The organism is Nesterenkonia pannonica, from assembly GCF_019575955.1.
GTDB classification, from domain to species: domain Bacteria; phylum Actinomycetota; class Actinomycetes; order Actinomycetales; family Micrococcaceae; genus Nesterenkonia; species Nesterenkonia pannonica.
On record NZ_CP080575.1, the window covers coordinates 432,396 to 454,768 of the forward strand.

A 22,373-nucleotide genomic window follows, 5' to 3' on the forward strand; every position below is an offset into this window, starting at 1 on the left:
TACGCCGTTCCCTCAACGACGTGCAGCCCGTTGTCATGTACTACAACCAGGAGCTCTTCGACGAGGTCGGCATCGAGGTGCCCGAGACCTGGTCCGACGTCGAGGAGGCCATCGAGGTCTTCAACGACAACGACATCGCGCCCTTCTCCCTGGTAAGCGGCTCCGTGTGGTAAGCCTGATGTGGCTGCAGTACCTCACTGACCGTCACGGCGGCGAGGAGCAGTTCACCGGAATCATCGAGGATGGCGACTCCTGGAACAACGAATCCGTCCTCTTCGCGCTCGAGACCATGCAGGACCTCGGCGAGAACGGCGGATACATCGACACCTACAACGGCATCGACGCCGCTCAGAACGAGGACGCCCAGCTGCTGGCCGACGGCCAGGCAGCCATGCTGCTTCAGGGATCCTGGGTCTACGCGACCATCAACATGGACTTCCCTGAGTTCGCAGACTCGGGCAACTTCGGCTTCACCACCTTCCCTGAGCTGGAGGACGGCGAGGGCGACCCGAGCAACCTCGTCGGAAACCCGGCGAACTACTGGTCGGTCTCCGCTGACGCTCCCGAAGTGGACCAGCAGGACGCCATGGACTACATCAGCGAGCACCTCTACAACGATGAGGCCGTGGACACCATGCTCGATCTTAAGCTCCCTTCCGCCGCTGAACGACATCAGCGACCGGATCGAAGGCACCGAGGCCGAGGACTTCCTCACCTTCGCCGACGAGCAGGTCGACAACGCCAACCACTTCCAGCTGTCCTGGGACCAGGCCGTCATGCCCGAGCTTGAGCAGCCGCTCATGGACAACCTCTCCGAGATCCTCGCCGGAAACATCACTCCGGAAGAGTTCGCGGAGAACATGGACAACGCAAGCAACTGATACGGGAATAAGACACCTCACTGATGACTGAGACTGCCGCACCCCGCTCCACGGACGCCCCGGAGACCCCACAGGGTCCCGGGGCGCCCGGAGGGCAGAAGGCATCACCTGCCTCGCCCTCGCCCAAGACATCGGGCGTCCGCAGACAGGGCCCCTCCTTCCTGATGGCGCTGCCCGCCGTGGCGTTCTTCGGGTTCTTCGCCCTCGTCCCGCTCGCCGGGGTCATTGCCATCTCCTTCCTGGACTGGCAGACCATCCGGGGCACCGTGGAGTGGGTCGGCCTCAGCAACTGGGAGACCGTGCTGACCAACCGGGACTTCACCTGGCGCGCCCTTCAGCTGACGCTCTACTTCGTTGTCGGGTCATACCTGTTCCAAATGCCGGTGGCGCTGCTGCTCGGCGTGTTCATGGCAGGAGCCCAGAAGTATCGGGCCCTGCTGGCAGTGCTCTACTTCCTGCCGCTGCTGTTCAGCTCGGTGGCGGTCGGCCTGACCTTCCAGTCGCTGTTCTCCCCGAACTACGGGATCTCCGCGGCGCTGGACTGGGCGCCGCTGCCCAACGACTGGCTGTCCAACCCCAACATCGTCATGTTCGTGATGATCTTCGTGGTCGGCTGGTGCTTCATCCCCTTCCACTCCCTGCTGTACCAGGCAGGAGTCCGTCAGATCCCGCAGAGCATGTACGAGGCGGCGACGCTCGACGGCGTAGGCCGGGTGCGGCAGTTCTTCTCCATCACCATGCCGCAGCTGCGGTACACCTTCATCACATCGTCCACCCTGATGCTGGTCGGCTCGCTCACCTACTTCGACCTCATCTACGTGCTCACCGGAGGCTCGCCCGCCAACGCGGTGCGCATCCTGCCGCTCGACATGTACATCGAAGGCTTCAGCGCCCACAACCTGGGCAACGCGTCCGTGATCGCGGTCATCCTGGTGGCGATCGGCCTGGCGCTGTCGCTGATGCTGAACGTGCTGTCCGGCTCGACCAAGATGCAGTCCGACAAGGCAGGTGCCTGAACCGATGACCCACACCGCTTCCACGCAGGCTTAGCCAGCCCGACGCCGGACAGGCCCTGGACCCCAAGGAGCCCAAGGGCGGCGCCCAGGGCACCAAAGCCTTCGGCCCCAAGGGCCGGGGCACCAAGCCCGCAAAGCCCTACGAATCCCCAACGTCGCCGCGGCGTCATGGGATGGGTCTGGCTGGGCATCATCATCCTGCCGATCTACTTCATCGTCATCACGGCGTTCCGGTCCCGGCAGGACCTTGCGGCCAGCAACCAGCTGATCCCCACCGCCGAACCGACCCTGCAGAACTTCGTCAGGGTCATCGAGAACGACTTCTTCCACTTCTTCCTCAACTCGGTGATCGTGACCATCTCCACGGTGGTGGTGGTGCTCGCGGTGTCCGTGATGGCCGCCTACTACATCACCCGATCCACCAGCTGGGGCGGGGTAGCTCTTCCAGGTGATCCTGCTCGGAATCGCAATCCCCGTGCAGGCCACGATCATCCCGGTCTACTACCTGATCCAGTATCTCAACCTGTACGACACCCTCTGGGCGCTGATCCTGCCCCAGATCGCCTTCGCCATCCCGCTGAGCGTGCTCATCATCGTGAACTTCGTCCGGGACATCCCCAACGAGCTCTTCGAATCGATGAGGGTCGACGGAGTAAGCGAGTGGAGGATCCTGAGCTCGCTCGTGCTGCCCATGTCGATGCCCGCTCTGATGACCGTCGGCATCTACCAGGCGCTGCAGGTGTGGAACGGGTTCCTGTTCCCGCTGGTCCTCACCCAGTCCAGAGACGTCCGCGTGCTGCCCCTGAGCCTCTGGGAGTACCAGGGCCAGTTCGGTGTGGACACCCCCGCCACCCTGGCCGCTGTGGTGCTGTCCGCACTGCCGCTGCTGGCCGCCTACATCGTGGGCCGCCGCTACATTGTGGCGGGCCTGACCGCCGCTTCTCCAAGTAGGACGAGCACCTCTCCGCACTCCCCACCCGTGACACACCTGAAAGGGGCCTCGTGGCTGATCACGTGACCGGACCCTGGAACGACCCATCCCTCAGCGTCGACGAGCGCGTCGATGCGCTGCTGGCCAAGATGACCCTCGAAGAGAAGGTCTCCCAGCTCGGCGCACACTGGGAGATGGAGGACGGCAACGAGGAGGCCGACGGTGATGTCGCACCCATGGAGGATGCGATGTCTGCCGGGAAGCTTCCCTTCGACGAGGAGATCGTCGACGGGCTTGGGCACCTGACACGCACCTTCGGCACCAAGCCGCTGAGCGTGCCCGAAGGCGCTGCGGACCTGCGCAGGCGCCAGGCTGCGGTGGTCGAGAGCAACAGGTTCGGAATTCCTGCCATCGCGCACGAGGAGTGCCTGACAGGCTTCACCGCCTACCAGGCCACCGTCTACCCGACGTCACTCGCGTGGGGTGCCACCTTCGATCCGGAGCTGATCGAACGCATGGCGCGGGCCATCGGCGAGGACATGGCGGCCGTCGGCGTGCAGCAGGGACTCTCGCCCGTGCTCGACGTGGTGCGCGATGCTCGCTGGGGCCGGGTCGAAGAGACGATGGGCGAGGACCCCTACGTCATCGGCACCCTGGCCACCTCCTATGTGAAGGGCCTCCAGAAGGCCGGGATCATCGCCACTCTGAAGCACTTCGCGGCTATGCGGCCTCACGAGCCGCCCGAAACCACGCCCCCGTGCACATGGGCCGCCGCGAGCTGATCGACCTGATCCTGTACCCCTTCGAGATGGCGGTGCGCGACGGCAAGGTCGGCTCGGTCATGAACTCCTACGCCGACATCGACGGCGAAGCCCCGCGGCCTCGCACTGGCTGCTCACCGAGCTGCTGCGGGACGAGTGGGGATTCGAAGGGACCGTGGTGGCTGACTACTGGTCCGTCGCGTTCCTCGAAAAGATGCACCACGTCGCCGCCGACCAGGCTGAGGCTGCTCGGCTGGCCGTCTCGGCGGGCCTGGACGTCGAGCTGCCGCACACCGGCGGCTACCGGACGCTTCCGGATCAGGTGCGCGACGGCCTGCTCGACGAGTCTGTGATCGACACAGCGGTCGCCCGGGTGCTCCGGCAGAAGATCGAACTGGGTCTCCTCGACGCTCCCCACAAGGGTGAGTCCTGGGAGCCGACCATCGACGAGAGCCGGGACCTGGACTCGGAGGCCAATAAGCAGATCGCCCGCGACGTCGCCCAGAAGTCGCTCGTGCTGCTCCAGAACGACGGAACCCTGCCCCTGGCCCCTGCTGACGCAGCCGGGAAGAGGATCGCCGTGCTCGGCCCCTCCGCGGAGGACGCGCGCACCATGATGGGCTGCTACTCCTTCCCCAACCATGTGCTGGCGAAGTACCCGCAGGGCCGGTTCCCGCACAACGGGCTCGGCGTGCCGGTCCCCACCATCCTCGACGCGCTGCGCGAGACCTACGCCGATGCGGAGATCACCCACGCCGTCGGCGCTCCGATCCTCGGATACGACGACTCGAACATCGCCGGCGCTGCCGAGCTGGCGGGCTCCGCCGACCTCGCCGTCATCACCGTCGGGGACCTGGTAGGCATGTTCGGCAAGGGAACCTCCGGCGAAGGCTGCGACGCGCAGGACCTGAAGCTTCCCGGAGCCCAGCAGGAGCTCGTCGAGGCGGCGCTGGCCACCGGCACGCCGGTGGTCCTGGTGCTCGTCGCAGGCCGCCCCTACGCGCTCGGCGGCATTGCAGAGCGCTGCGCGGCCGTCGTGCAGAGCTTCTTCCCCGGGCAGGAGGGCGGCCCGGCCCTGGCGCAGCTGCTCTCCGGGGCCGCTGAGCCCACCGGTAAACTGCCCATCGGCATCCCCGCAGGATCCGGCGGCCAGCCCAGCGGCTACATCGCCGCCCCGCTCGGACAGAACAGCCAAGGCGTCTCGAACCTCGACCCGACGCCCCTCTTCTCCTTCGGCCACGGTCTGAGCTACACCACCGTGGAGTACTCCGGCCTCAGCACGGAGGCCGAGCGCATCGCCGTGGACGGAACGACCAACGTTCGCGTCACGGTCACGAACACCGGGGACCGGCCCACGGAAGAGGTCGTGCAGCTCTACTTCGGGGATCGGCATGCCCAGGTGGCCCGACCGGTCAAGCAGCTCCTGGCCTACCAGCGGACCCGCTCGCGCCCGGTGAGTCCAAAGAGGTCACCTTCTGGGTGCACGCGGACCGCTTCGCCTTCACCGGCGTCGACTACCGCCGGATCGTGGAGCCCGGACTCATCGATCTGTGGGTAAGCCCCAGCGCTGGGGAGCTGCCGCTGTCGGCTGAGCTGACCCTCACCGGAGAGGTTCGAGAAGTCTCAGGGCCGCGGGTGCTGGACACCCCCGCGCGCATCAGCTGACCACCGCACAATATCTGAACTTATAAACAAATAGATCTGACGTGTGTGACGTCGCGTGACAGAACGCGGCGTCACACACCTCTTCTCCTCTAATCTGGGGCTTCGGCCCGATTCAGAGAGGAGGAGCTGTGCACGTCAGGCCTAAATATGTTCAGAGATTCCGCGGCTCCTGCCTCGCGCTCTCAGGCCTGACCCTCCTCAGCGGGTGCGCAGACGGCGACGTCGACGACCAGATCACCATGGTCGGATTCGCGGTCTCCGCCGAGGCCGACACGGCCGTGGCGGACGCCTTCGCCCAGACGCCTCAGGGGCAGAGCACCACCTACGCCACCTCCTACGGAGCCTCCGGCGATCAGTCCCGCGCGGTCGCCAACGGGCTCCCCGGAGAGTTCGTCCACTTCAGCATCGAACCCGATCTCACGCGCCTCGAGGACGCCGGGATGGTGTCCGCCGACTGGGACGAGGGCCCCAGCGGAGGCATGATCACAGAATCCGTCGTCGTGCTCATCGTCCGCGAGGGAAACCCCAAGGGCATCACCGACTGGAACGATCTGGTCCGAGAGGACGTCGGAGTCGTCACCCCCAACCCCGGCTCCTCCGGCGCAGCGCGGTGGAACATCCTGGCCGCCTGGGCCTCCGTCCTCCAGAACGGCGGCACCGAGGCTGACGCGGCCGACTACCTGGACCGTATGGTCTCCAACATCGAAGCGTTTCCCGGCTCCGGCCGCGACGCGACCACAGCATTCCTCGACGGCACGGGCGATGTTCTGCTCTCCTACGAGAACGAGGCCATTCTGGGTAGGCAGGCCGGGGAGAATTTCGAGTACATCGTCCCCGACCGGAACCTGCTCATCGAGAACCCGGCCGCCCTCACCGAGCAGGCGCCTCAGGCGGCGGAGGATCTTCTCGAGTTCGCCCTGAGCCCGGAGGGGCAGTCGGTGTACGCCCAGTACGGCTTCCGGCCCCTGCGCCACCTGGCCGATGACGTGGACCCCGGAGAGGTCGACGGCTCCTCAGACCACTCCGATCCTTACCCGACGGTCGAGACGCTCTGGACGGTGGATGAGCACTTCGGCGGCTGGGACAGCGTGGTCGAGGAGTTCTTCGCCGAGGACGGCACCATCACCCGGGCGATAGAGCAGTCAGGGATCGGCTGATGCGCACAGCATCCCTCACCCGTCCTGCGGCTCTGGCCCTGGGCATCTCCGTCCTGTGGTTCTCACTGCTGGTGCTGCTGCCGCTGGCGCTGGTCCTCGTCGCCTCGGTCGAGGACGGCTGGGGTCTTCTGGGCAACGCTCACCAACGTGCAGACCGCCAATGCCATCCGGCTCACCCTCACCGCAGCTCTGGCCGCCACCGCGGTCAACATCGTGATGGGCACGCTCATCGCATGGGTGCTCGTTCGGGACAGGTTCCCCGGAAGGCGGGTGATCGAGTTCCTCATCGACATCCCCTTCGCCCTGCCCTCACTGGTCGCCTACCTGGTCCTGCTGAGCCTCTACGGGCCCGACAGCCCACTGGGAATCAACGTTCTCGGCACGCCCTACTCCGTCTTCCTGGCGATCCTCTTCGTCACCCTGCCTTTCGTGGTCCGCACCGTGGAGCCGGTGCTCATGGAGCTGGACGCCGACGTGGAGAGAGCCGCCGAATCCCTCGGCGCCTCTAAGGGCGCCACGTTCGTGCGCATCATCCTGCCGTCGCTGGCGCCAGCTGTGGCTGCCGGAGCCACGCTCTCCTTCGCCCGCGGGGTGGGCGAGTTCGGCGCGCTCATCCTCCTCACCGGCAACAGGCCCAATGTCTCCGAGGGCGCTCCCGTCCGTATACAGGCGTACATCGAGACGGACAATACGGCTGCGGCGGCCGCCGTCGCCGTGCTCCTGCTGGTGGTCGCCCTGGCGGCCATCGGAGCCCTGGACCTGATCTCCCGGAGAGTGGCGCGGCATGAGGGCTAGAGCTGGGGTGCGCGTCGGCCTCGTCGTCGCCTATGTGTTCCTCCTCGTCGCCTGGCCCCTGTGGATGGTGATCGAGGAGACCTTCCTCTCCGGAGAGAACTACGTGGCCATCGCCCTAAGCGACCCCACCCTGCGCAGGGCCATCGGCGTGACGCTCGCCGCCTCTGCCTGCGCGGTGGTGCTCAACACGGTGTTCGGCGTCGGGCTGGGCATCCTGCTCGTCCGTCACCGGTTCCCCGGGCGGCGGCTGCTGTCCGCGCTGACCGACCTGCCCGCCTCGGTCTCTCCCATCGTGGTGGGCCTTGCCCTGCTGCTGGCCTACGGGCCGGTGAACGGCGTGCTCGGCGCGCCCCTGGCCGATGCGGGGTGCGGATCATCTTCAGCTTTCCGGGCATCGTGCTCGCAGTGACGTTCGTCTCGCTGCCCCTCGTGCTGCGCGCCGTCGTTCCGGTGCTCAGAGAGATCGGCGTCGAGCAGGAGACTGCCGCACAGTCGCTCGGCGCCTCGGGGCGGCAGGTGCTGGTGCGCATCACGCTCCCCGCGATCAAGTGGGCCGTCGCCTACGGGATGGTGCTGACGCTTGCGCGGGCTGTCGGCGAATTCGGCGCGGTCCTGATCGTCTCAGGAGGCATCGTGAACCAGACCGAGACCGCCACCATCGCGGTGCAGCGCCTGCACCAGGGGTTCGAAACCGGGCAGGCCTACGCCGTCGGGTTTCTGCTGGCGCTGGTGGCCGTGGCCGCCCTGGGCATCGTCACCATCCTGCGTCCGCACGAGCGGCACTGACCACAAGGAGGCCCATGGGGATCGAGATCTCACAGCTGAGCAAGAGCTACGGCGACTTCGTCGCCCTGCAGGACATCAGCCTGTCCGTGCCCTCAGGAAGGCTCACCGCACTGCTGGGCCCCTCCGGGTCGGGGAAGACGACCCTGCTCAGGATCCTCGGGGTCAGGAGTCGGCCGACACCGGCACCGTGCAGATCGACGGCAGCGACGTCACGGTCCTGCCCGCCCAGAAGCGCAGCATCGGGTTCGTCTTCCAGCACTACGCCGCCTTCAAGCACATGTCCGTGGCCAGGAACGTGGCCTTCGGCCTGGAGATCCGCAAGGTGCCCAAAGCGCGGATCCGCGCACGCGTGGACGAGCTGCTGCAGCTGGTGCAGCTCTCCCAGCACGGGCACAAGCTCCCCTCCCAGCTCTCCGGCGGGCAGCGCCAAAGGATGGCCCTGGCACGGGCGCTCGCCATCGACCCCACGGTGCTGCTGCTGGATGAGCCCTTCGGCGCCCTGGATGCCAAAGTCCGCAGGGAGCTGCGGGACTGGCTGCGCCGACTCCATGAGGATGTGCACGTGACCAGTGTGTTCGTCACCCACGACCAGGAGGAGGCGCTGGAGGTGGCCGACACGGTGGTGGTGGTCAACGAGGGCAGGATCGAACAGGTGGGCACTCCTGATGAGATCTACGACAGTCCCGCCACCGACTTCGTCTTCCAGTTCATCGGCGAAGCCACCCGTCTGGGGCCTGTGCAGCTGCGTCCGCACGACGTCGTGATCCGGCCCGAGGCCGAGGGAGACGGATGGGCCGGACGGATCACCCGGTGGAACAGGATCGGGTTCGAAGTCCGGCTCGAGGTGACCCTCGACGCCTCCGTCCAGCCGGGCCCCGTGCAGGTGCAGCTCACGCGCACGGAGATGCAGGGCCTGGGCATCGGCCTCGGGGATGCGGTCCGTGTGGCGGCCCACCTGAACGCCGAGCTCCGCCCCGTCTAGAGCGAGGTCAGACGCGCCGTGATCGCCGCAGCGAGCGCGTCAGCAGCCTCAGGGGCGCGATGCAGATTCAGCGCCTACTCGAACAGCTCGACCTCCAGCAGCACGGTGCCGTGCTGAGCAGCGGTGACGATGTCCACACGGCCGTACAGGGGCGTGGTGCTGCCGGTGGCCTGCTCGACGGCCCGCATCACCTGGGCGCCGAAGGCCGCCTCCTCCTCCGCGGCCTCGACCGGCTGCGGATTCTCGAGGTACCGCCCGCCGAGGAATCCGCCGCCGCGGGCGAGGAGTGCCCCTTTGCGATGGTGTGGGTGTGCTTGCCGTCGATGAAGTACACCGCCTTCTCCAGACCCTCGGAGAGCTCCGGGATCTCCGGCTGGATCATCACCGTGCGACCGGCCCCGAGGATGCGCGCACCGAGGGCCTTGGCCTCGAGGGAATCCGCCCGCAGCAGCTCCGTGTCCACCGCGCCCGCAGAGAGCGACGGCTTGATGACCACCCAGTCGTTCCCGTGAGCAGCCAGTGCTTACTCAAGCTCCGCAGGGCCGGTGACCCACTGCGTGGGCACGGTCGCCACACCGTGGTCCTCAAGCTCGCGCAGATAGAGCTTGTCGAGGTTCCACATCACCACCTCGGGCGGGTTGAGCACCGTGACGTGCTCCTGCGCCCTCAGCAGCCAGGAGCGGAACTCCTGCTCGCGCTGCGGATAGTCCCAGGGGAGCGCAGCACCAGCAGGTCGAACGCTGCTGCGAGCTCCGGGCCCATGGGCCACTGGTGCCACACCACGGGCTCCGCAGCGACGCCCCGCTCGCCCAGCGCGGCGATCAGGGGGCCGGTGTCCTTGTCCTCATCACCGGGCCGGTACTGGTCGGTGACGACGATGCCGACCTTCGCTTCGCTCATGGGGCTGGTCCTTTCGGGGGCGGTGTCTGGGGAGGAATAGGGATCGGGCCGGTCCTCAGCAGCGGCTCCCGCTTGCCGCCGCGCTGAGCCGCGGCGCCGGTGAGGACGACGATCGCAATGCCGACGCACTGCACCGCAGTCGGCACCTGGGAGAGGATGATCAGCCCCAGCAGCAGAGCTGCGGCGGGCTCCAGCGCCATCAGAGTCCCGAACGCGGTGGCGGTCATGCGCCGCAGGGCCGCCATCTCCAGGATGTATTGGATGACGGGGGCCATCAGTGCCAGGCCCAGGGCGATGCCCAGCACCCGGAGGTCCATGTTTCCGGCGGCCTGGGGTATGCCGAGGAATGAGGTGGCCACTGCGGCGATCGGCAGCACGATCGACAGGGCGCCCGCACCGGTGAACCGGTCCCCGACCTTCTGCAGCAGCACGATGTAGGTTCCCAGCCCACGCCCGCGATCAGAGCCAGGGCGATGCTTGCGACGTTGGCCTCACCGTCCCACGGCTCAGTCATCAGCAGCACCCCGACCAGGGCGCCCACGGGCCAGACCATGGCTTTCAGCCCTCCGCTGCGGACGGCGGCGACCGTCAGGGGCCCGAGGAACTCGATGGCCACGGCCGTGCCCAGGGGATCCGCTCCAAAGAGGCGAGGAAGGCCACAGTGGTGACCCCATCGTCAGTCCCAGCCCCAGCAGGACGGGCACGTCGCGGCGGCGCACGCGGCGCAGCGGAGGGGCGCCAGCAGGATCATCAGCAGTGCACCCATGCCGAGCCGCAGCCAGGCGGCGCTTACGGGCCCGACCATATCGATCAGCGGCACCGACAGTGCCGAGGTCAGCTGGATGAAGAAGATTGCGACCACAGCGATGAGCCAGGGCGGGCCCGGAATCTGCATCAGGTGCTTAGCAATCACCAGGAGAGCCTAGGGGATATCGTGACCGCAGAAGACTCGCCCCTTCAAGGAGGTTCGATGATGAACCGGCTGATCAGTTCTCGGCTGCCGCTGGCCGCCGCCCCTATGGCCGGAGGTCCGACCGGCCCGGACCTGACCGCGGCGGCCGCCCGAGCAGGAGCCTTCCCCTTCATCGTAAGCGGGTACAAGACCCCGAGGCGCTGAGGGAGGAGATCGACGCGGCCCGCCTGCTCGGCGTCGGCTTCGGAGTGAACCTCTTCGTCCCTGAGGGCCGGAGCCCCGACCGCGCGGCCTTCCGCGCCTACGCGGCCCAGCTGCAACCCGAAGCGGATGCGTGCGGTCTCACCCTCAGCGCAGAGCCGGTGCTCGACGACGACCACTGGAACGCCAAGCTGCAGCTGCTCACCGGAGACCCCGTGCCGGTGGTGTCCATGACCTTCGGAATCCCCGATCCTGCAGCAATCGCTGCCCTGCAGGACAATAGCTCCCATGTGCTTATCAGCGTCACCACGGCCGAGGAGGCAGAATCGGCCCGCAGCGCCGGAGCCGACGGCCTCGTCGTCCAGGGGCCGCAGGCGGGAGGGCACAGTGCCGTGCATGACCCGCACCGGACCCCGAACCGGTCGAGACGCCCGATGTGGTGCGGCAGATTCGCAGCCGCGTGCCGCTGCCCGTGATCGGCGCCGCGGAGTCGACGGCCCGCATGCGGTGCGCCGGATCCTCGACGCCGGTGCGGAGGCCGTCGTCGTCGGGACCCTGCTGCTGCGCACGGACGAGGCAGGCACCTCGCCCACTCACCGGGCTGCCCTGTCCGATCCGCAGTTCGAGGAGACGGTGCTCACCCGCGCGTTCACCGGGCGCCCGGCTCAGGCGCTGCGCAACGGGTTCATCGACCGCCATCATGCGGCGGCGCCCACGGCCTACCCGCCCTGCACCACCTGACCAAGCCCATCCGAGCAGCTGCAGGCTCGATCGGCGACGCCCAGCGGCTGCACCTCTGGGCTAGGCACCGGCTGGCGGAGCGCCCCGGAGGGCCCTGCGGCACGTGTCTTTGAATGGCTGGCCGAAGGCGCAGACCGATCGGAAGGAGCCGGTCAGGACTGAGCGGTGAGCAGGTCCAGCAGGTCGCGCCGCAGCGCGAGGTACTCCTGGCTGGCCTGGACGGTGTCGCGGTCCCGGGGCCGGGGAAGGGAACGCGCACGTCGCGCGTCACTCGCGCCTCAGGCCCCTGGGAAAGCACCAGGATGCGGTCTGACAGCAGAAGCGCCTCGTCCACATCGTGGGTGACCAGCACGAAGGTGCGGCTCTCCTGCTCCGAGAGGTGCAGCAGCTGCAGCTGCAGCGCGTGGCGGGTCAGAGCGTCCAGGGCGCCGAGGGCTCGTCGAGCAGAAGCACCTCGGACTCGAGTGCGAAGGCGCGGGCGATCCCCACCCGCTGCTGCATGCCCCGGAGAGCTGAGCGGGCTTCAGGTCCTTTGAATCCGACAGCTGCACCAGGTCCAGCCAATAGTCCGCGAGCTCCTCCTGTCCTTTGCCGAGCGGCCGGAGCGCCCATCGGCCTCCAGGGCGAAGAGCACGTTCTGCCGGGCGCTCATCCACGGCAGGAGCACGTGCTGCTGGAACACGACGCCGAGCCTGCGGCTGGGTCGAAGGATCGGGTCGCCGGTGAGCGTGAGGGTGCCCGCATCGGGAGTCTCCAGGCCCGCCAGCAGCTTCAGCAGCGTTGATTTGCCGGATCCTGAGGGCCCGATGATGGTGACGAACTCGCCCTGGTCGATGGAGAAGGAGGTTTCGCCCAGCACGGGCTGGAAGCCGCGTCCTCGACGCGGGAACCCCTTGGTGATGCCCTCGACGGTCAGGGCCGGTGCGGTGCTGGTCATGGTCGTGATCCTCTTAGCTCTTCGGAGTGAGCCGGTGCAGCTGGGCGATGGAGCGGTCCAGGACGAAGCCCACGACGCCGATGATGAGGATCGCGACGACGATGCTGTTGATGTTCATCGCGTTCCACTCGGTCCAGACGAAGGTGCCCATGCCGCGGTTTCCGACGATCATCTCGGCGGCGACGATCACCAGCCACGCGGTGGACAGTGCGGTGCGCAGCCCGGTCACGATGCCGGGAAGGGTGGTGGCACCAGAATCTTCAGCGTTCGGTTGGCCGGTGTGGCCTCAAGGGTCCGTGCGAGGTCCAGGTACAGGGGGCTGACGCGGCTCACGCCGTCGATGGTGTTGATCAGGATGATCCACAGGCTGGCCATGAAGATGACGAACACGGCGGTGCCCTCCGCGTCCCGCAGCAGGGCAAGGCCGATGGGCAGCCACGCCAGCGGGGAGACCGGCCTCAGCACCTGGATGAACGGGTCCAGAGCCGCGTTGATGCTGCGGTGAGTGCCCAGCAGCAGCCCCAGCGGGATCGCCACGACTGCCGCGAGCCCGAAGCCCAGGGCCACGCGCTGGAGCGAGGCCAGCAGGTGGAAGAAGATGCCGACATCGTTCGGGGTTGTGCGTGAACGCGCCGCCGAGCACCTCGATGAGCCGCTCCCAGCTGGCCGCGGGGGTGGGGCCAGGCCTCCGTCGTCGTACCCCAGGGTCAGGAGCTGCCAGATGCCCAGGAATGCGGCGAGGGCAACCACGAACAGGGCGGCGGTCCGCACCCGGTGCAGAGTGCGCTCACGGCGGGCAGCGTCCTGCACCGCCTGAGGGGATGAGGCCTTCTGGGGACGTTCGTCATGATGCGACCTGCTCGCTCCACTCAAGGGGATTCTCGGGACGGAAGGTTCGGCCTAGGACGGTCTCGGCGCTGCGCTCCTCGGTGACGCCGCCCAGCTCATCGAGCACAGAGGCCGCGGCGTCGGAGTCGAAGACCTCAGAGACCGTCGCGGAGAACTCCGCACCGGTGCTGAACTGCTGCCCGCCCGTCAGGTCCCACCGCTGCAGCGCATCGAGGATCCAGGTGCCGTAGGACTCGTGGGGGTAGGGCTGGAAGCCGATGCGCTCCGGTACCGAGAGCTCGGCCCCGTGCCGTCCGGGAACTCTCCGGTGAGCACCGCGGTGAGCACCGGCTCGGGCAGGCCCAGGTACGCGGGCTGGGCCATGAGCTCCGCGGTCTCGGCCCGATGGTCGTGGTCGTCGATGAACAGGGCGGAGTCGCCGATGGCGCGCAGCAGGGCCGTGTAGGTGTTCGGATGGGCGTCGGCGAAGTCCTGCCCCACGGCGAAGCTGCAGCAGGGGTGGTCCTCCCACAGATCCTTGGTGAGGGTGTGGATGAAGCCGATGCCCTCAGCGACGGCGCGCTGGTTGAACTGGTCGGGGAGGCAGAACGCATCGATCTGGTCCACGGAGAGCGCAGTGACCATATCCGCCGGACGCATAATGCGAAGATCCACATCCGAATGCGGATCGAGGCCCCCGGAGACGAGGTAGTCCAGCATCAGCAGGTAGTGCACCGAATACTCGAAGGGCAGGCCGATGCGCAGGCCTCTGAAGTCCTCTGGGCCGTTGACCTCGCTTACCAGCCGCTGCGAGACGGTGATGCCGTTGCCGTTGATGTTGGTGACGTAGGGCAGACGGATGTCCCGCTGGCCTGAGGCGAACCCGTGATGGATCGCCAGGGCATGGGCGCCAGGAGCTGGGTGGCATCGAGCTCCCCGGCGACGAAGGCGGTCCACAGCTCACCCCACCCGGTGTATCGGCGCAGGGTGACGTTGAGGCCGTAGTGGGCGTAGATGTCCATCGCCGCCGCATTGACGATCGGCGAGGCGCAGGTGATGGGCACGAATCCGATGGTGATGTCGGTCTGCTCGAGGTTCTCCGGGGTAGGCAGGCTGGGATCGAAGGCCCCGGCCGCTGCTGCGCCTGCGGTTCCGGGGCTTTGGGAGCCGCAGGCCGCCAGGAGGGCCGCCGCGGTGGTCCCGACGCCCAGGCCCAGCAGTGGCGCCGCGTCAGCAGCCTGCTGAGGGAAGGGTCCCCTCCGGCCGCCGCCGGGCGTGTGTTCATGGTGAGAAGGTTAGAGACTGTGAACATACAAGGCCAGCGTCGTCGTAACCTGGGAGACATTCTCCGCGCTCACAGCCGCGGCGACTAGCATCTCGGCTAAGGATCAGCCCTACCAGACCCCAGGAGAACCGCTGATGACTGAGACCTCGGTGACAGGAACGTTCAACGGGATCGACCCGCAGGGCCTGGACAGCCTGGCCGCCAAGAACATTGAGAAGCCGGAGCACGGGCACAAGGTGGTCAAGTCCAAGACAGTGCTGGACTCCGGATTCCGGAACTACAACTACGTGCGCGACCACGAGGGCTACCTCATCTCCGAGCCGCCCAAGCTGCTCGGCGACGACGAGGCGCCCAACCCCACCGAGATCGCCCTCGGCGCCCTGGGCTCCTGCATCTCCGTGGGACTCGTCGCCAACGCCACCAAGCGCGGTGTGACGCTCAGCAAGGTCGAGGTGGAGCTCGAGGGTCAGATCGACATCTCAGCCACCTGGGGAGTCGGCGACCTCGATGATGACAAGGTGCTCGGCGTCTCCCACGTCAACGTGCACGTATACCTCGACGGCGACGCGGATGAGGAGACGCTCAAGGCGATCACTGAGAACGCCGTCAAGTGGTCACCGGTGGTCAACACGTTCTCCCGCCCCGCTTCCTTCGACACCAGCCTCACCGTGGGCGGAGGCCACGCCGACGCAGACGGCTACGCCTCCTCCCACGGCTGACCGCATGGCGCAGCGCACCCTCGAGGAGCCCCTGGCCTCCGTTGAGATCCCCGCAGAGGCGCTCGCCTCCGCTCAGGAGAACGCCCGGGCGGTCGATCAGGGCGACGCCTTCGCCCGCGAGATCTTTCCCGCGCTCGGGCGGGCCGAGCTGCTGAGCCTGGGCGCGTACCAACGCCGGCGGCGAGCTCCTGAAGCAGGCGGCGGTGATCGAAGCGCTGGCCGAGCGCTCACTCGCCAGCGGGTTCGCCCTCTGGGGGCACCGCATGTGCATCGAGTACCTGGCCGCTGCGGACACCGACTGGGCGCGATCGATCCTCCCGGACCTGCAGGCTTAGGCACCGTGCCCGGCGTCTCCGGCATGGCCTCGGCGTTCAAGACCTTCGCAGGAGTAGGCACCCTGGACCTGAGCATGGTCCGAGAGGGAGGCAGCGTGGTGCTCAGCGGAACCCTTCCCTGGGCCTCGAACCTCTACGCGGACGCGCTCGTCGTCTCTGCCGCGTGGGACAGGACCGAGGAGCAGACCAAGCGGTTCCCACCGTCGTCGCCTTCTGGCTCAGCACCGAGGGCGTCGAGGTGGGCAAGGATCTTGACCTGCTCGCCCTGCAGGGCACGGCCTCCACCTACGTCAAGGTCCAGGATGCGCGGATACCGGCGCAGCAGGTCCTCTCCACAGACTTCTACGACTTCCTCGGACGCTGCTTACCGACCTTCGGCATCCTCCAGTCCGCGTTCTGCATGGGGCTGGCCACAGCGAGCTTCCGCATGGCGCGGGCGAACCTGCCCGGCCTCAACGAGGTGTTCTTCGACGAATTCAGCGGCCTGCAGGATCAGCTGGAGGAGGCACGCAGCACACTGCGCGACTACGCCCGCTGCGTCGGCACGCCAGAGGCGCCGGAGCGCCGGGACGTGCTCCGGCTGCGCCTCAGGGTAAGCCAGCTCGCCGTCGCCCTGGCGGCGCTGGAGGGCAAGACCTCGGGAGGCAAGGGCTACGTGGTCACCTCAGACGCCAACCGGCGCCTGCGCGAATCGCTGTTCCTCCCGGTGCAGTCCCCTCAGAGGCGCAGCTCAAATGGGAGATCGCCAAGGGAAGCTGAGCTGATCCCCGGGCCTCGGCTCAGCGACGCTCAGCGTAGAGTGTTAAGCGGCTCGCGTAGAGCTCCCGGACCTGCGGGGTCGGCTCAGCGGTGAACGTCTTCAGCTCCGAGACGGTCCACGAGGGCGGAGTCGGTCCGCCTGCGAGCACCCAAGCAGCCTGTCGTGCGGCGCCGTCGGCGACGTACTCGCCCGGCTCCGGGACCAGGACCTCCTGGCCGAAGATGGCCGGGGCGATCCGCTGCACAGCCGCGGAGCGGGCTGCTCCTCCGATCAGCTGGATCGAGCTGACCGGGACGCCCAGTGCCGTCTGCGCCTCGAGCCCATCGGCCAGGCCGCACAGCAGTCCCTCCACGGCGGCCCGGGCCACATCGGCGGGGTTCATCGAGGCCAGCGACATGCCCACGAAGGAGCCGGTGGCGTGCGGCAGGTTGGGCGTGCGCTCGCCTTCGAGGTAGGGGATCATCGTCAGGCCGTTCGCGCCCGGCTCGGCAGCCAGGGCCAGCTGGGCCAGCTGCTCGTGGTCGGCGCCGAGCATCTCAGCCACCCCGTCCAGAACTCTGGAGCCGTTGAGGGTCACGGCCAGGGGAGGTACTCACCGGTGGCGGAGGCGAACCCGTTGATGAGGCCGGTGGGGTCCAGAATCGGTTTGGGGAGACCGCGGCCACCACGCCGGAGGTGCCGATGGAGATCGATACGTCCCCGGTTCCCATGTTGATGCCCAGCGAGGCGGCGGCGTTGTCGCCTGCCCCGGGACCCAGCACCATCTCGCCCCAGCCGCGGCTGGAGTCGCCGGTTCCGGCAGCCTCGTTGGGGCCCAGAACGCGCGGCAGGATGATGGCCCTGGCGTCGTCCTCGGAGATGCGCAGCGCCTGGGCGAGAAGGTCGTATCGGTACTGGTCCATTGAGGAGTCCCAGTAGCCGGTGCCCGATGCCTCGGACCGGTCCGTGGCGAGGTCCTCCAGCGAGGCCGAGCCGGAGAGCTTCCAGGTCAGCCAGTCGTGGGGAGGGCGACGGCGGCCACACGCCGCGCGTTCGCAGGCTCCGCGTCCGCCAGCCAGCGCAGCTTGGTGACCGTCAGGGAGGCCACGGGCACCGAACCGGTCGCCTCGGCCCAGGCCGCAGCGCCGTTGACCAGAGCATTGGCAGTGTCTGAGCCCTCCGTGACGTGGCCCCGCTCAGCGATGAGCGCCTCGGCCGCCTCAGCGGAGCGGGTGTCGTTCCACAGCAGCGCATCGCGGATGACCTGGCCGTGCGCATCGAGGGCGACCATGCCGTGCTGCTGGCCTCCGACGGACGCGGCGGCCACGTCGTCGAGGCCGTAAGCCTGCTCGATGGCGCTCAGGAGGGCATCCCACCATGCCTGCGGGTTCACCTCGGTGCCGTTCGGGTGGGACGCCTGGCCCTGGCGCACCAGCTCTCCGGAGTCAGCGTCACGGATGACGACTTTGCAGGACTGGGTGGAGGAGTCGATGCCGGCGACGAGTGCCATAGAGGTCTCCTTGGAGGGGCGTGGGACAGGTGGGGTCAGTCTATGTGAGGCGAGGCACAGCGAAGCCCGAGCTCTGAACAGGTGAGCTCGGGCTTCGTCGCACGTCTGAGCAGGTCAGCCGATGAGGTGGCGCAGTGCGAGCTGGTTGAGCTTCACGAATCCGTAGTTGCGCTCCGCGGCCTTGTCCACGTCGAAGTCCTCGTAGGCGGAGGAGTCGGCGAGGAAGTCCGAGACGGACTCGCCCTGAGCGATCGTCGGCTCGGCGAGCTCGTGGATGCCTGCGGTCCTGAACGCCTCCTGGACCTCCGGGTCGGCGCGGTAGGCCTTGGCCTTCTCCGCCAGGAGGGTCACCATCTCCACGTTCGCGGCAGCCGAGTCCCAGATGCCCTGCATGTGGTCGGTGCGCGACGGCTTGTAGTCGAAGTGCAGCCAGCCGTCGTAGGTGGGCCCGCCGTTGGGGAAGCCGTTGACGAGGAGGTCCACGGTGAAGAACGCGGAGATGAGGTCTCCGTGGCCGAAGACCAGGTCCTGGTCGTACTTGATGGACCGCTGGCCGTTGAGGTCGATGTGGAAGAGCTTGCTTAAGCCCACAGGGCCTGCGCGATGCCGTGGGTGAAGTTCAGGCCCGCCATCTGCTCGTGGCCGGTCTCGGGGTTCAGTCCGACGATGTCCTCGTTGTCGAGCTGGGCGATCAGGCCCAGCGCGTGGCCGATGGTGGGCAGGAAGATGTCGCCGCGGGGCTCGTTCGGCTTGGGCTCCAGCGCGATGCGCAGGTCGTAGCCCTTCTCCTTGATGTAGCTTACGATCGTGTCGATGCCCTCGGCGTAGCGCTCGTGGGCGGCGTTGAGGTCTTTGGCATTGTCGTACTCCGAGCCCTCGCGCCCGCCCCACATGACGAAGGTCTCGGCGCCGAACTCAGCGGCGCGGTCGACGTTGCGGAGGAGCTTGCGCAGGCCGAAGCGGCGCACGGAGCGGTCGTTGGAGGTCAGGCCGCCGTCTTTGAAGACCGGGTGGGAGAAGGTGTTGGTGGTGAGCATCTCCACCTTCAGGCCGACCTCGTCGGCCGCGTCCTTGAATCGGCTGAAGTACTTCTCACGCTCAGCGTCATCGGTGCCGAAGGGGCGACGTCGTCGTCGTGGAAGGTGACGCCGGATGCGCTAACCTCCTTCAGCTTGGGGAGGTAGTCCCATGGCTCGAGCTCGGGGCGGGAGGCCTCGCCGAACTGGTCGCGGGCGGTCCATCCCACGGTCCACAGGCCGAAGGAGAACTTGTAGTCGTCTGCCGGCGTCGTTGCCATGGGTGCCTCCGAGAAATCGTGTCAGGGTTGTGATGGGATCAGCGGGTGACCACTCTGTCGGGATGTGATCCCCGACTCATTTTGTTTCTAGGTGAAACCTAATTGCTTCGGAGGCTAAGATCAAGTCTGTGATCCAGGGCACAGCACAGCGCGACCCCGCGCGGACCAACGGGGTGCATACGAGCGCGCCCGCTTCCGCGGCACCGGTGCCCGGTCGGCTGGCGCGCCTCGGACGACGATCATTCTCCCGAGGGCTGGTGGCTGAGGCGCAGGACGGCGGCAAGAACGACTTCCAGCGGCCGCAGCGGCGCGACCGGCCCCGCAAGGGCGAGGCGCAGCGCCCCGGCGCCCGGCAGGAGACGCTGCGCGAGGCCAACCTGCTGGTGCTCACCGAGGAGATCTTCGCATCGGCCGAGCCTCTCTCGCGCGCCGATCTCAGCATCCGCACGGGCATGACGCGGTCGACCGTGTCGCGTCTGGTCGACGAGCTCCTGGCAGCCGGGATCGTCAGAGAGGGCTCCCCAGTGGTCGGGGGCACCCGCGGCCGTACGGCGGTGCCGCTGACTCCCGCCCGCAGGACGCTGGTGGGACTCGGAGTCGAAGTCAATGTGGACTTCATGGCCGCCCGGGCGCTGGATCTCACCGGCACGGTGCTCGCCGAGGAGATCATCGAGGGGACTACCGCAATTCGGATGCGGCAGAGGTGCTCCGCGCCGCGGAGCGATGGCCGGGCGGGTTGCCGCAGGCGCCCAGGAGTCGGGGCCCGCATCGTCGGCACAGTCGTTGCAATCCCGGGCCTGGTGGCAGCTGACGAACGCTCGCTGCTCTACGCGCCCAACCTCGGGTGGAAGTCGGTGGACGTCGTCGATGCGTTCACCGCGGGCTGGCCCGAGCGCGGCGGATTCGCCCTCGTGGTCAACGAGGCCAAGCTGGCGGCCCTCGCCGTCGCAGAGGAGCTCACCGCCGAGGACCGCACGGAGCAGACCTTCATCTACCTCTCCGCCCAGGCTTAAGCATCGGCTCTGCGGTGGTCGTCGACGGGGTGGTCGACGCGGGTCAGCACGGCTGGGCCGGTGAGATCGGCCACCTGACCGTGGAGCCCTCCGGCCCGCAGTGCGGATGCGGGTCCACCGGCTGCCTGGAGGTCTATGCTTAAGCAAGAGGAGCCTTCTGCTGGCCGCAGGGCTGAGCGCCTCGGCCACGGCCGACGACTTGGTCTCACTGACTGAGTGGGACGACAGTGCGGGCGCCCAAGCATGTGCGGCCCTCAGCAAAGCCGGTGAGGCACTGGGAGTGGCTCTCGGGCGCGATGAACATGGTCGACGTCCACTGTGTGGTGCTCGGCGGCGAATTCGCCCCGCTGACGGACCTGCTGCGTCCCGGGATCGAAGCGCAGCTGCAGCACCGCGTGCTCGCGGCGGAGTTCTGCGAGTTCCGGGTCCGCGAATCCTGCAGCGGGCTCTCCCCGGCGACCACAGGGGAGCGCTCCGAGCCCTGCGGGCCGTGATCGACGCCCCGCAGAACTGGGTCCCCGCAGCCTAGGGCCTCGGAGGCGCGGCCGCTCAGGCGGGCGAAGTGAGCTCGAACTCCAGGGTGAAGTTGTTGAGCAGCCCCGGCATGCTTCCGGGCTCCAGGCTGTGGCTGGTGAGCGTGACGTCCTTGGCGCGGATGATCTCGGCCAGGAAGTTGCTCGTCAGCAGCAGCACCAGGTGCCGTCCGGGGCAGATGGCCGTGCCCGCCGAGAACGGCATGAGGGGCCACTGGTCCCTGGTCCGCGGCTCCTCCCAGATCTCCGGCGAGAACGAGTGTGCGAAGTCCAGATTCCGCTCATCCCGGTGGAAGAACGGCGCGAAGATCAGCACGGACGTGCCTGCTTAAGCATGACACCGTGCTCGAACTCCACCTCCCGGGTGGTCTCTCGCAGGATCATGGGCGTCGTCGCCCAGAGCCGCAGCGACTCGAGGACTGTGCCCCGCAGATGCTGCAGCATCGGAGCGGTCTCTGCGCCCTCGGCGGCGATCTGTTCGCGCGCCTTGGCCATGTGCTCCGGGTGCTCGGCGAGCAGCGCCAGTGACCGTGCGCTGGCCATGCCATGGGATCGAAGGCGAAGAACCACTGCGGCACCTGGTTGGTAGGCTGATCCTCCGGGCCGAAGTCCATATCCTTCATGAAGGCCGCAAGGCTGCCCGGCTCGGCCTTGCTGAGTGCGGCGCCGATCTGGTCCAGCAGCTCCTTGCGGCCGCCCTTGTCCACCGGCTTCAGGAAGGCCCAGTTGCCGTCCCCGGAGCTTCTCGGTGAGGTCGGTGATCTGACGGTCATCGCGATGGGAGTCGCCGAGCACCACGCGGCGGACCACGCGGAACCAGGCCTGATAGAAGTCCGGGTACTCCAGCGTCCCGCCTTTGGCGTCGACCTCGCGCAGCAGGCCCTCTGCCTCCTCGCGCACCGCCGGCATGAAGGACTCTGCCATGCGGTGGATCGGGTGATCGGTGTCGAGCGCCGCCTCGTTGAGCTGGCGGCGCTGAGTCCGCTCCTCGCCGTGGGAGATGAGCGAGACCTTCGGCTCGAAGTGCTTCAGCGCGTGCCGCTTGAGAGTCTCGGCGGTGGCGAAGGGCTCCGGCGATGCGTCGAGGATCCGGTGCACGTGCTCGGGGTCGAGCACCATGGCCATCTTCTTGGGGTGGAGAGCATCAGAGGGCCGGTTCCGTAGCGGTCCGCCACCTTCTGCATCCGCTTCACGGCTTGAGTCTCCCAGCCGGTGCGGGCCACCAGCTCCACCACCTTGGGGCGCCGGATGATGGGCCCCTTCGCGATCATGGGCAGCTCGACGTCCCGCAGAATCTGAAGAGTCTCCTGATGGTGGCCTGCGGAAGGGGTTCTGCCGGGAGTTCGCATCCGTGGAGGACACCGACGGAACGCGGCGGCTGCTGGGCTGGTCCTTCTCAGGAAGCGTCTGTGACATAAGGTGTGCGGCTCTCTTGTCTTTCGGTGGTC

The 22,373-nt window shown here is 67.7% G+C and carries 32 protein-coding genes and 4 pseudogenes; 20 read left to right on the forward strand and 16 right to left on the reverse strand.

Annotated elements, in window-relative coordinates; all coding sequences use genetic code 11:
* The first annotated feature begins 20 nt into the window (after positions 1–20).
* The 3 genes from K0H76_RS03260 to K0H76_RS03270 all read left to right on the forward strand — a co-directional run bounded on the left by K0H76_RS03260 (position 21) and on the right by K0H76_RS03270 (position 1,897).
* A complete protein-coding gene (locus K0H76_RS03260; RefSeq protein ID WP_258934437.1) occupies positions 21–173 on the forward strand; it encodes an extracellular solute-binding protein in 153 nt (50 codons plus the stop codon).
* Positions 167–790, forward strand: a complete 624-nt coding sequence (locus K0H76_RS03265) for an extracellular solute-binding protein (RefSeq protein WP_258934438.1) — start codon at positions 167–169, stop codon at positions 788–790. Before K0H76_RS03260 ends, K0H76_RS03265 begins: the two co-directional genes overlap by 7 nt.
* Before the next feature lie 114 nt (positions 791–904).
* Positions 905–1,897 carry a sugar ABC transporter permease gene (locus K0H76_RS03270; protein ID WP_258934439.1) on the forward strand — a complete coding sequence of 331 codons (993 nt, stop codon included), beginning with the start codon at positions 905–907 and terminating at the stop codon, positions 1,895–1,897.
* 206 nt (positions 1,898–2,103) lie between these two features.
* Here K0H76_RS03270 and K0H76_RS03275 read toward each other — a convergent pair whose 3' ends face one another.
* Positions 2,104–2,262 (reverse strand): hypothetical protein, encoded by a 159-nt coding sequence (locus K0H76_RS03275; RefSeq protein WP_258934440.1) that lies wholly within the window; start codon positions 2,260–2,262, stop codon positions 2,104–2,106.
* An 83-nt stretch (positions 2,263–2,345) separates the two neighbouring features.
* Between K0H76_RS03275 and K0H76_RS03280 the strand changes: the two genes are divergently transcribed.
* The 8 genes and pseudogenes from K0H76_RS03280 to K0H76_RS03315 all read left to right on the forward strand — a co-directional run bounded on the left by K0H76_RS03280 (position 2,346) and on the right by K0H76_RS03315 (position 8,974).
* Positions 2,346–2,915 (forward strand): carbohydrate ABC transporter permease, encoded by a 570-nt coding sequence (locus K0H76_RS03280; protein WP_258934441.1) that lies wholly within the window; start codon positions 2,346–2,348, stop codon positions 2,913–2,915.
* Positions 2,916–2,977: 62 nt separating this feature from the next.
* Positions 2,978–5,254: pseudogene (locus K0H76_RS03285) on the forward strand (glycoside hydrolase family 3 C-terminal domain-containing protein).
* Between the two features lie 128 nt (positions 5,255–5,382).
* The gene (locus tag K0H76_RS03290; protein WP_258934442.1) at positions 5,383–6,411 is read left to right on the forward strand and encodes a sulfate ABC transporter substrate-binding protein; all 1,029 of its coding nucleotides are present in this window, start codon (positions 5,383–5,385) and stop codon (positions 6,409–6,411) included.
* A 147-nt stretch (positions 6,412–6,558) separates the two neighbouring features.
* Positions 6,559–7,206, forward strand: coding sequence for an ABC transporter permease subunit (locus K0H76_RS03295; protein ID WP_258934443.1), 648 nt, complete (start codon positions 6,559–6,561; stop codon positions 7,204–7,206).
* A 7-nt stretch (positions 7,207–7,213) separates the two neighbouring features.
* Positions 7,214–7,615, forward strand: a complete 402-nt coding sequence (locus tag K0H76_RS03300; protein WP_258934444.1) for a hypothetical protein — start codon at positions 7,214–7,216, stop codon at positions 7,613–7,615.
* Complete coding sequence (locus tag K0H76_RS03305; RefSeq protein ID WP_258934445.1) at positions 7,573–7,992, forward strand: ABC transporter permease subunit; 420 nt, start codon at positions 7,573–7,575, stop codon at positions 7,990–7,992. Before K0H76_RS03300 ends, K0H76_RS03305 begins: the two co-directional genes overlap by 43 nt.
* A gap of 14 nt (positions 7,993–8,006) precedes the next feature.
* Positions 8,007–8,425, forward strand: a pseudogene (locus K0H76_RS03310) (ATP-binding cassette domain-containing protein); the annotation flags it as partial.
* Positions 8,426–8,974 carry a TOBE-like domain-containing protein gene (locus K0H76_RS03315; protein ID WP_258935319.1) on the forward strand — a complete coding sequence of 183 codons (549 nt, stop codon included), beginning with the start codon at positions 8,426–8,428 and terminating at the stop codon, positions 8,972–8,974.
* Positions 8,975–9,161: 187 nt separating this feature from the next.
* Here K0H76_RS03315 and K0H76_RS03320 read toward each other — a convergent pair whose 3' ends face one another.
* The 5 genes from K0H76_RS03320 to K0H76_RS03340 all read right to left on the reverse strand — a co-directional run bounded on the left by K0H76_RS03320 (position 9,162) and on the right by K0H76_RS03340 (position 10,787).
* A complete protein-coding gene (locus tag K0H76_RS03320; RefSeq protein WP_258934446.1) occupies positions 9,162–9,470 on the reverse strand; it encodes a hypothetical protein in 309 nt (102 codons plus the stop codon).
* 27 nt (positions 9,471–9,497) lie between these two features.
* Entirely contained in the window at positions 9,498–9,620 is a 123-nt protein-coding gene (locus K0H76_RS03325; RefSeq protein ID WP_258934447.1) for a hypothetical protein, read from the reverse strand.
* Positions 9,621–9,640: 20 nt separating this feature from the next.
* Positions 9,641–9,874 carry a hypothetical protein gene (locus K0H76_RS03330; protein WP_258934448.1) on the reverse strand — a complete coding sequence of 78 codons (234 nt, stop codon included), beginning with the start codon at positions 9,872–9,874 and terminating at the stop codon, positions 9,641–9,643.
* The gene (locus K0H76_RS03335; protein ID WP_258934449.1) at positions 9,871–10,305 is read right to left on the reverse strand and encodes an EamA family transporter; all 435 of its coding nucleotides are present in this window, start codon (positions 10,303–10,305) and stop codon (positions 9,871–9,873) included. Before K0H76_RS03335 ends, K0H76_RS03330 begins: the two co-directional genes overlap by 4 nt.
* 245 nt (positions 10,306–10,550) lie before the next feature.
* The gene (locus tag K0H76_RS03340) at positions 10,551–10,787 is read right to left on the reverse strand and encodes a hypothetical protein (protein ID WP_258934450.1); all 237 of its coding nucleotides are present in this window, start codon (positions 10,785–10,787) and stop codon (positions 10,551–10,553) included.
* A 57-nt stretch (positions 10,788–10,844) separates the two neighbouring features.
* On the opposite strand from K0H76_RS03340, the gene K0H76_RS03345 reads away from it, so the two are divergent.
* The 3 genes from K0H76_RS03345 to K0H76_RS03355 are packed head-to-tail and all read left to right on the forward strand — an operon-like array spanning position 10,845 to position 11,729.
* A complete protein-coding gene (locus K0H76_RS03345) occupies positions 10,845–10,991 on the forward strand; it encodes a hypothetical protein (protein WP_258934451.1) in 147 nt (48 codons plus the stop codon).
* Positions 10,992–11,035: 44 nt separating this feature from the next.
* Positions 11,036–11,464 carry a nitronate monooxygenase gene (locus tag K0H76_RS03350; protein ID WP_258934452.1) on the forward strand — a complete coding sequence of 143 codons (429 nt, stop codon included), beginning with the start codon at positions 11,036–11,038 and terminating at the stop codon, positions 11,462–11,464.
* 31 nt (positions 11,465–11,495) lie between these two features.
* Positions 11,496–11,729: a nitronate monooxygenase gene (locus tag K0H76_RS03355; protein WP_258934453.1), complete on the forward strand. Its 234-nt coding sequence runs from the start codon at positions 11,496–11,498 to the stop codon at positions 11,727–11,729.
* Between the two features lie 523 nt (positions 11,730–12,252).
* On the opposite strand, the gene K0H76_RS03360 is transcribed toward K0H76_RS03355, so the two are convergent.
* The 5 genes from K0H76_RS03360 to K0H76_RS03380 form a co-directional block, all read right to left on the reverse strand.
* Positions 12,253–12,666: an ATP-binding cassette domain-containing protein gene (locus tag K0H76_RS03360; RefSeq protein WP_258934454.1), complete on the reverse strand. Its 414-nt coding sequence runs from the start codon at positions 12,664–12,666 to the stop codon at positions 12,253–12,255.
* 13 nt (positions 12,667–12,679) lie between these two features.
* Positions 12,680–12,895, reverse strand: a complete 216-nt coding sequence (locus tag K0H76_RS03365; protein ID WP_258934455.1) for a hypothetical protein — start codon at positions 12,893–12,895, stop codon at positions 12,680–12,682.
* Positions 12,892–13,476, reverse strand: coding sequence for an ABC transporter permease subunit (locus K0H76_RS03370; RefSeq protein WP_258934456.1), 585 nt, complete (start codon positions 13,474–13,476; stop codon positions 12,892–12,894). The genes K0H76_RS03365 and K0H76_RS03370 overlap by 4 nt, the downstream gene beginning before the upstream one ends.
* Positions 13,477–13,701: 225 nt before the next feature.
* A complete protein-coding gene (locus tag K0H76_RS03375) occupies positions 13,702–14,394 on the reverse strand; it encodes an ABC transporter substrate-binding protein (protein ID WP_258935320.1) in 693 nt (230 codons plus the stop codon).
* Entirely contained in the window at positions 14,292–14,558 is a 267-nt protein-coding gene (locus K0H76_RS03380; protein ID WP_258934457.1) for an ABC transporter substrate-binding protein, read from the reverse strand. The genes K0H76_RS03375 and K0H76_RS03380 overlap by 103 nt, the downstream gene beginning before the upstream one ends.
* Before the next feature lie 355 nt (positions 14,559–14,913).
* Between K0H76_RS03380 and K0H76_RS03385 the strand changes: the two genes are divergently transcribed.
* The 3 genes from K0H76_RS03385 (at position 14,914) to K0H76_RS03395 (ending at position 16,686) form a co-directional block, all read left to right on the forward strand.
* Positions 14,914–15,498, forward strand: a complete 585-nt coding sequence (locus K0H76_RS03385) for an OsmC family protein (RefSeq protein WP_258934458.1) — start codon at positions 14,914–14,916, stop codon at positions 15,496–15,498.
* A 203-nt stretch (positions 15,499–15,701) separates the two neighbouring features.
* The gene (locus K0H76_RS03390) at positions 15,702–15,833 is read left to right on the forward strand and encodes a hypothetical protein (RefSeq protein WP_258934459.1); all 132 of its coding nucleotides are present in this window, start codon (positions 15,702–15,704) and stop codon (positions 15,831–15,833) included.
* Positions 15,834–15,996: 163 nt separating this feature from the next.
* Positions 15,997–16,686 (forward strand): hypothetical protein, encoded by a 690-nt coding sequence (locus tag K0H76_RS03395; protein WP_258934460.1) that lies wholly within the window; start codon positions 15,997–15,999, stop codon positions 16,684–16,686.
* Here K0H76_RS03395 and K0H76_RS03400 read toward each other — a convergent pair.
* Both K0H76_RS03400 and xylA read right to left on the reverse strand, forming a co-directional pair.
* Positions 16,613–18,082, reverse strand: a pseudogene (locus K0H76_RS03400) (FGGY family carbohydrate kinase). The gene K0H76_RS03395 and the pseudogene K0H76_RS03400 sit on opposite strands and share 74 nt — an antisense overlap.
* A 114-nt stretch (positions 18,083–18,196) precedes the next feature.
* Positions 18,197–19,379 (reverse strand): annotated as a pseudogene (gene xylA, locus K0H76_RS03405) (xylose isomerase).
* A 128-nt stretch (positions 19,380–19,507) separates the two neighbouring features.
* On the opposite strand from xylA, the gene K0H76_RS03410 reads away from it, so the two are divergent.
* The 3 genes from K0H76_RS03410 to K0H76_RS03420 all read left to right on the forward strand — a co-directional run bounded on the left by K0H76_RS03410 (position 19,508) and on the right by K0H76_RS03420 (position 20,886).
* A complete protein-coding gene (locus K0H76_RS03410; RefSeq protein WP_258934461.1) occupies positions 19,508–20,392 on the forward strand; it encodes a MarR family transcriptional regulator in 885 nt (294 codons plus the stop codon).
* Positions 20,393–20,406: 14 nt separating this feature from the next.
* On the forward strand, positions 20,407–20,535 hold the full coding sequence (locus K0H76_RS03415; protein WP_258934462.1) for an ROK family protein: 129 nt from the start codon (positions 20,407–20,409) through the stop codon (positions 20,533–20,535).
* A 123-nt stretch (positions 20,536–20,658) separates the two neighbouring features.
* On the forward strand, positions 20,659–20,886 hold the full coding sequence (locus K0H76_RS03420) for a hypothetical protein (protein ID WP_258934463.1): 228 nt from the start codon (positions 20,659–20,661) through the stop codon (positions 20,884–20,886).
* A 55-nt stretch (positions 20,887–20,941) separates the two neighbouring features.
* On the opposite strand, the gene K0H76_RS03425 is transcribed toward K0H76_RS03420, so the two are convergent.
* The 3 genes from K0H76_RS03425 to K0H76_RS03435 are packed head-to-tail and all read right to left on the reverse strand — an operon-like array spanning position 20,942 to position 22,274.
* Complete coding sequence (locus K0H76_RS03425; RefSeq protein WP_258934464.1) at positions 20,942–21,241, reverse strand: cytochrome P450; 300 nt, start codon at positions 21,239–21,241, stop codon at positions 20,942–20,944.
* Complete coding sequence (locus K0H76_RS03430) at positions 21,235–22,044, reverse strand: hypothetical protein (protein WP_258934465.1); 810 nt, start codon at positions 22,042–22,044, stop codon at positions 21,235–21,237. The genes K0H76_RS03425 and K0H76_RS03430 overlap by 7 nt, the downstream gene beginning before the upstream one ends.
* Entirely contained in the window at positions 21,954–22,274 is a 321-nt protein-coding gene (locus K0H76_RS03435) for a hypothetical protein (RefSeq protein ID WP_258934466.1), read from the reverse strand. Before K0H76_RS03435 ends, K0H76_RS03430 begins: the two co-directional genes overlap by 91 nt.
* Positions 22,275–22,373: the final 99 nt, after the last annotated feature.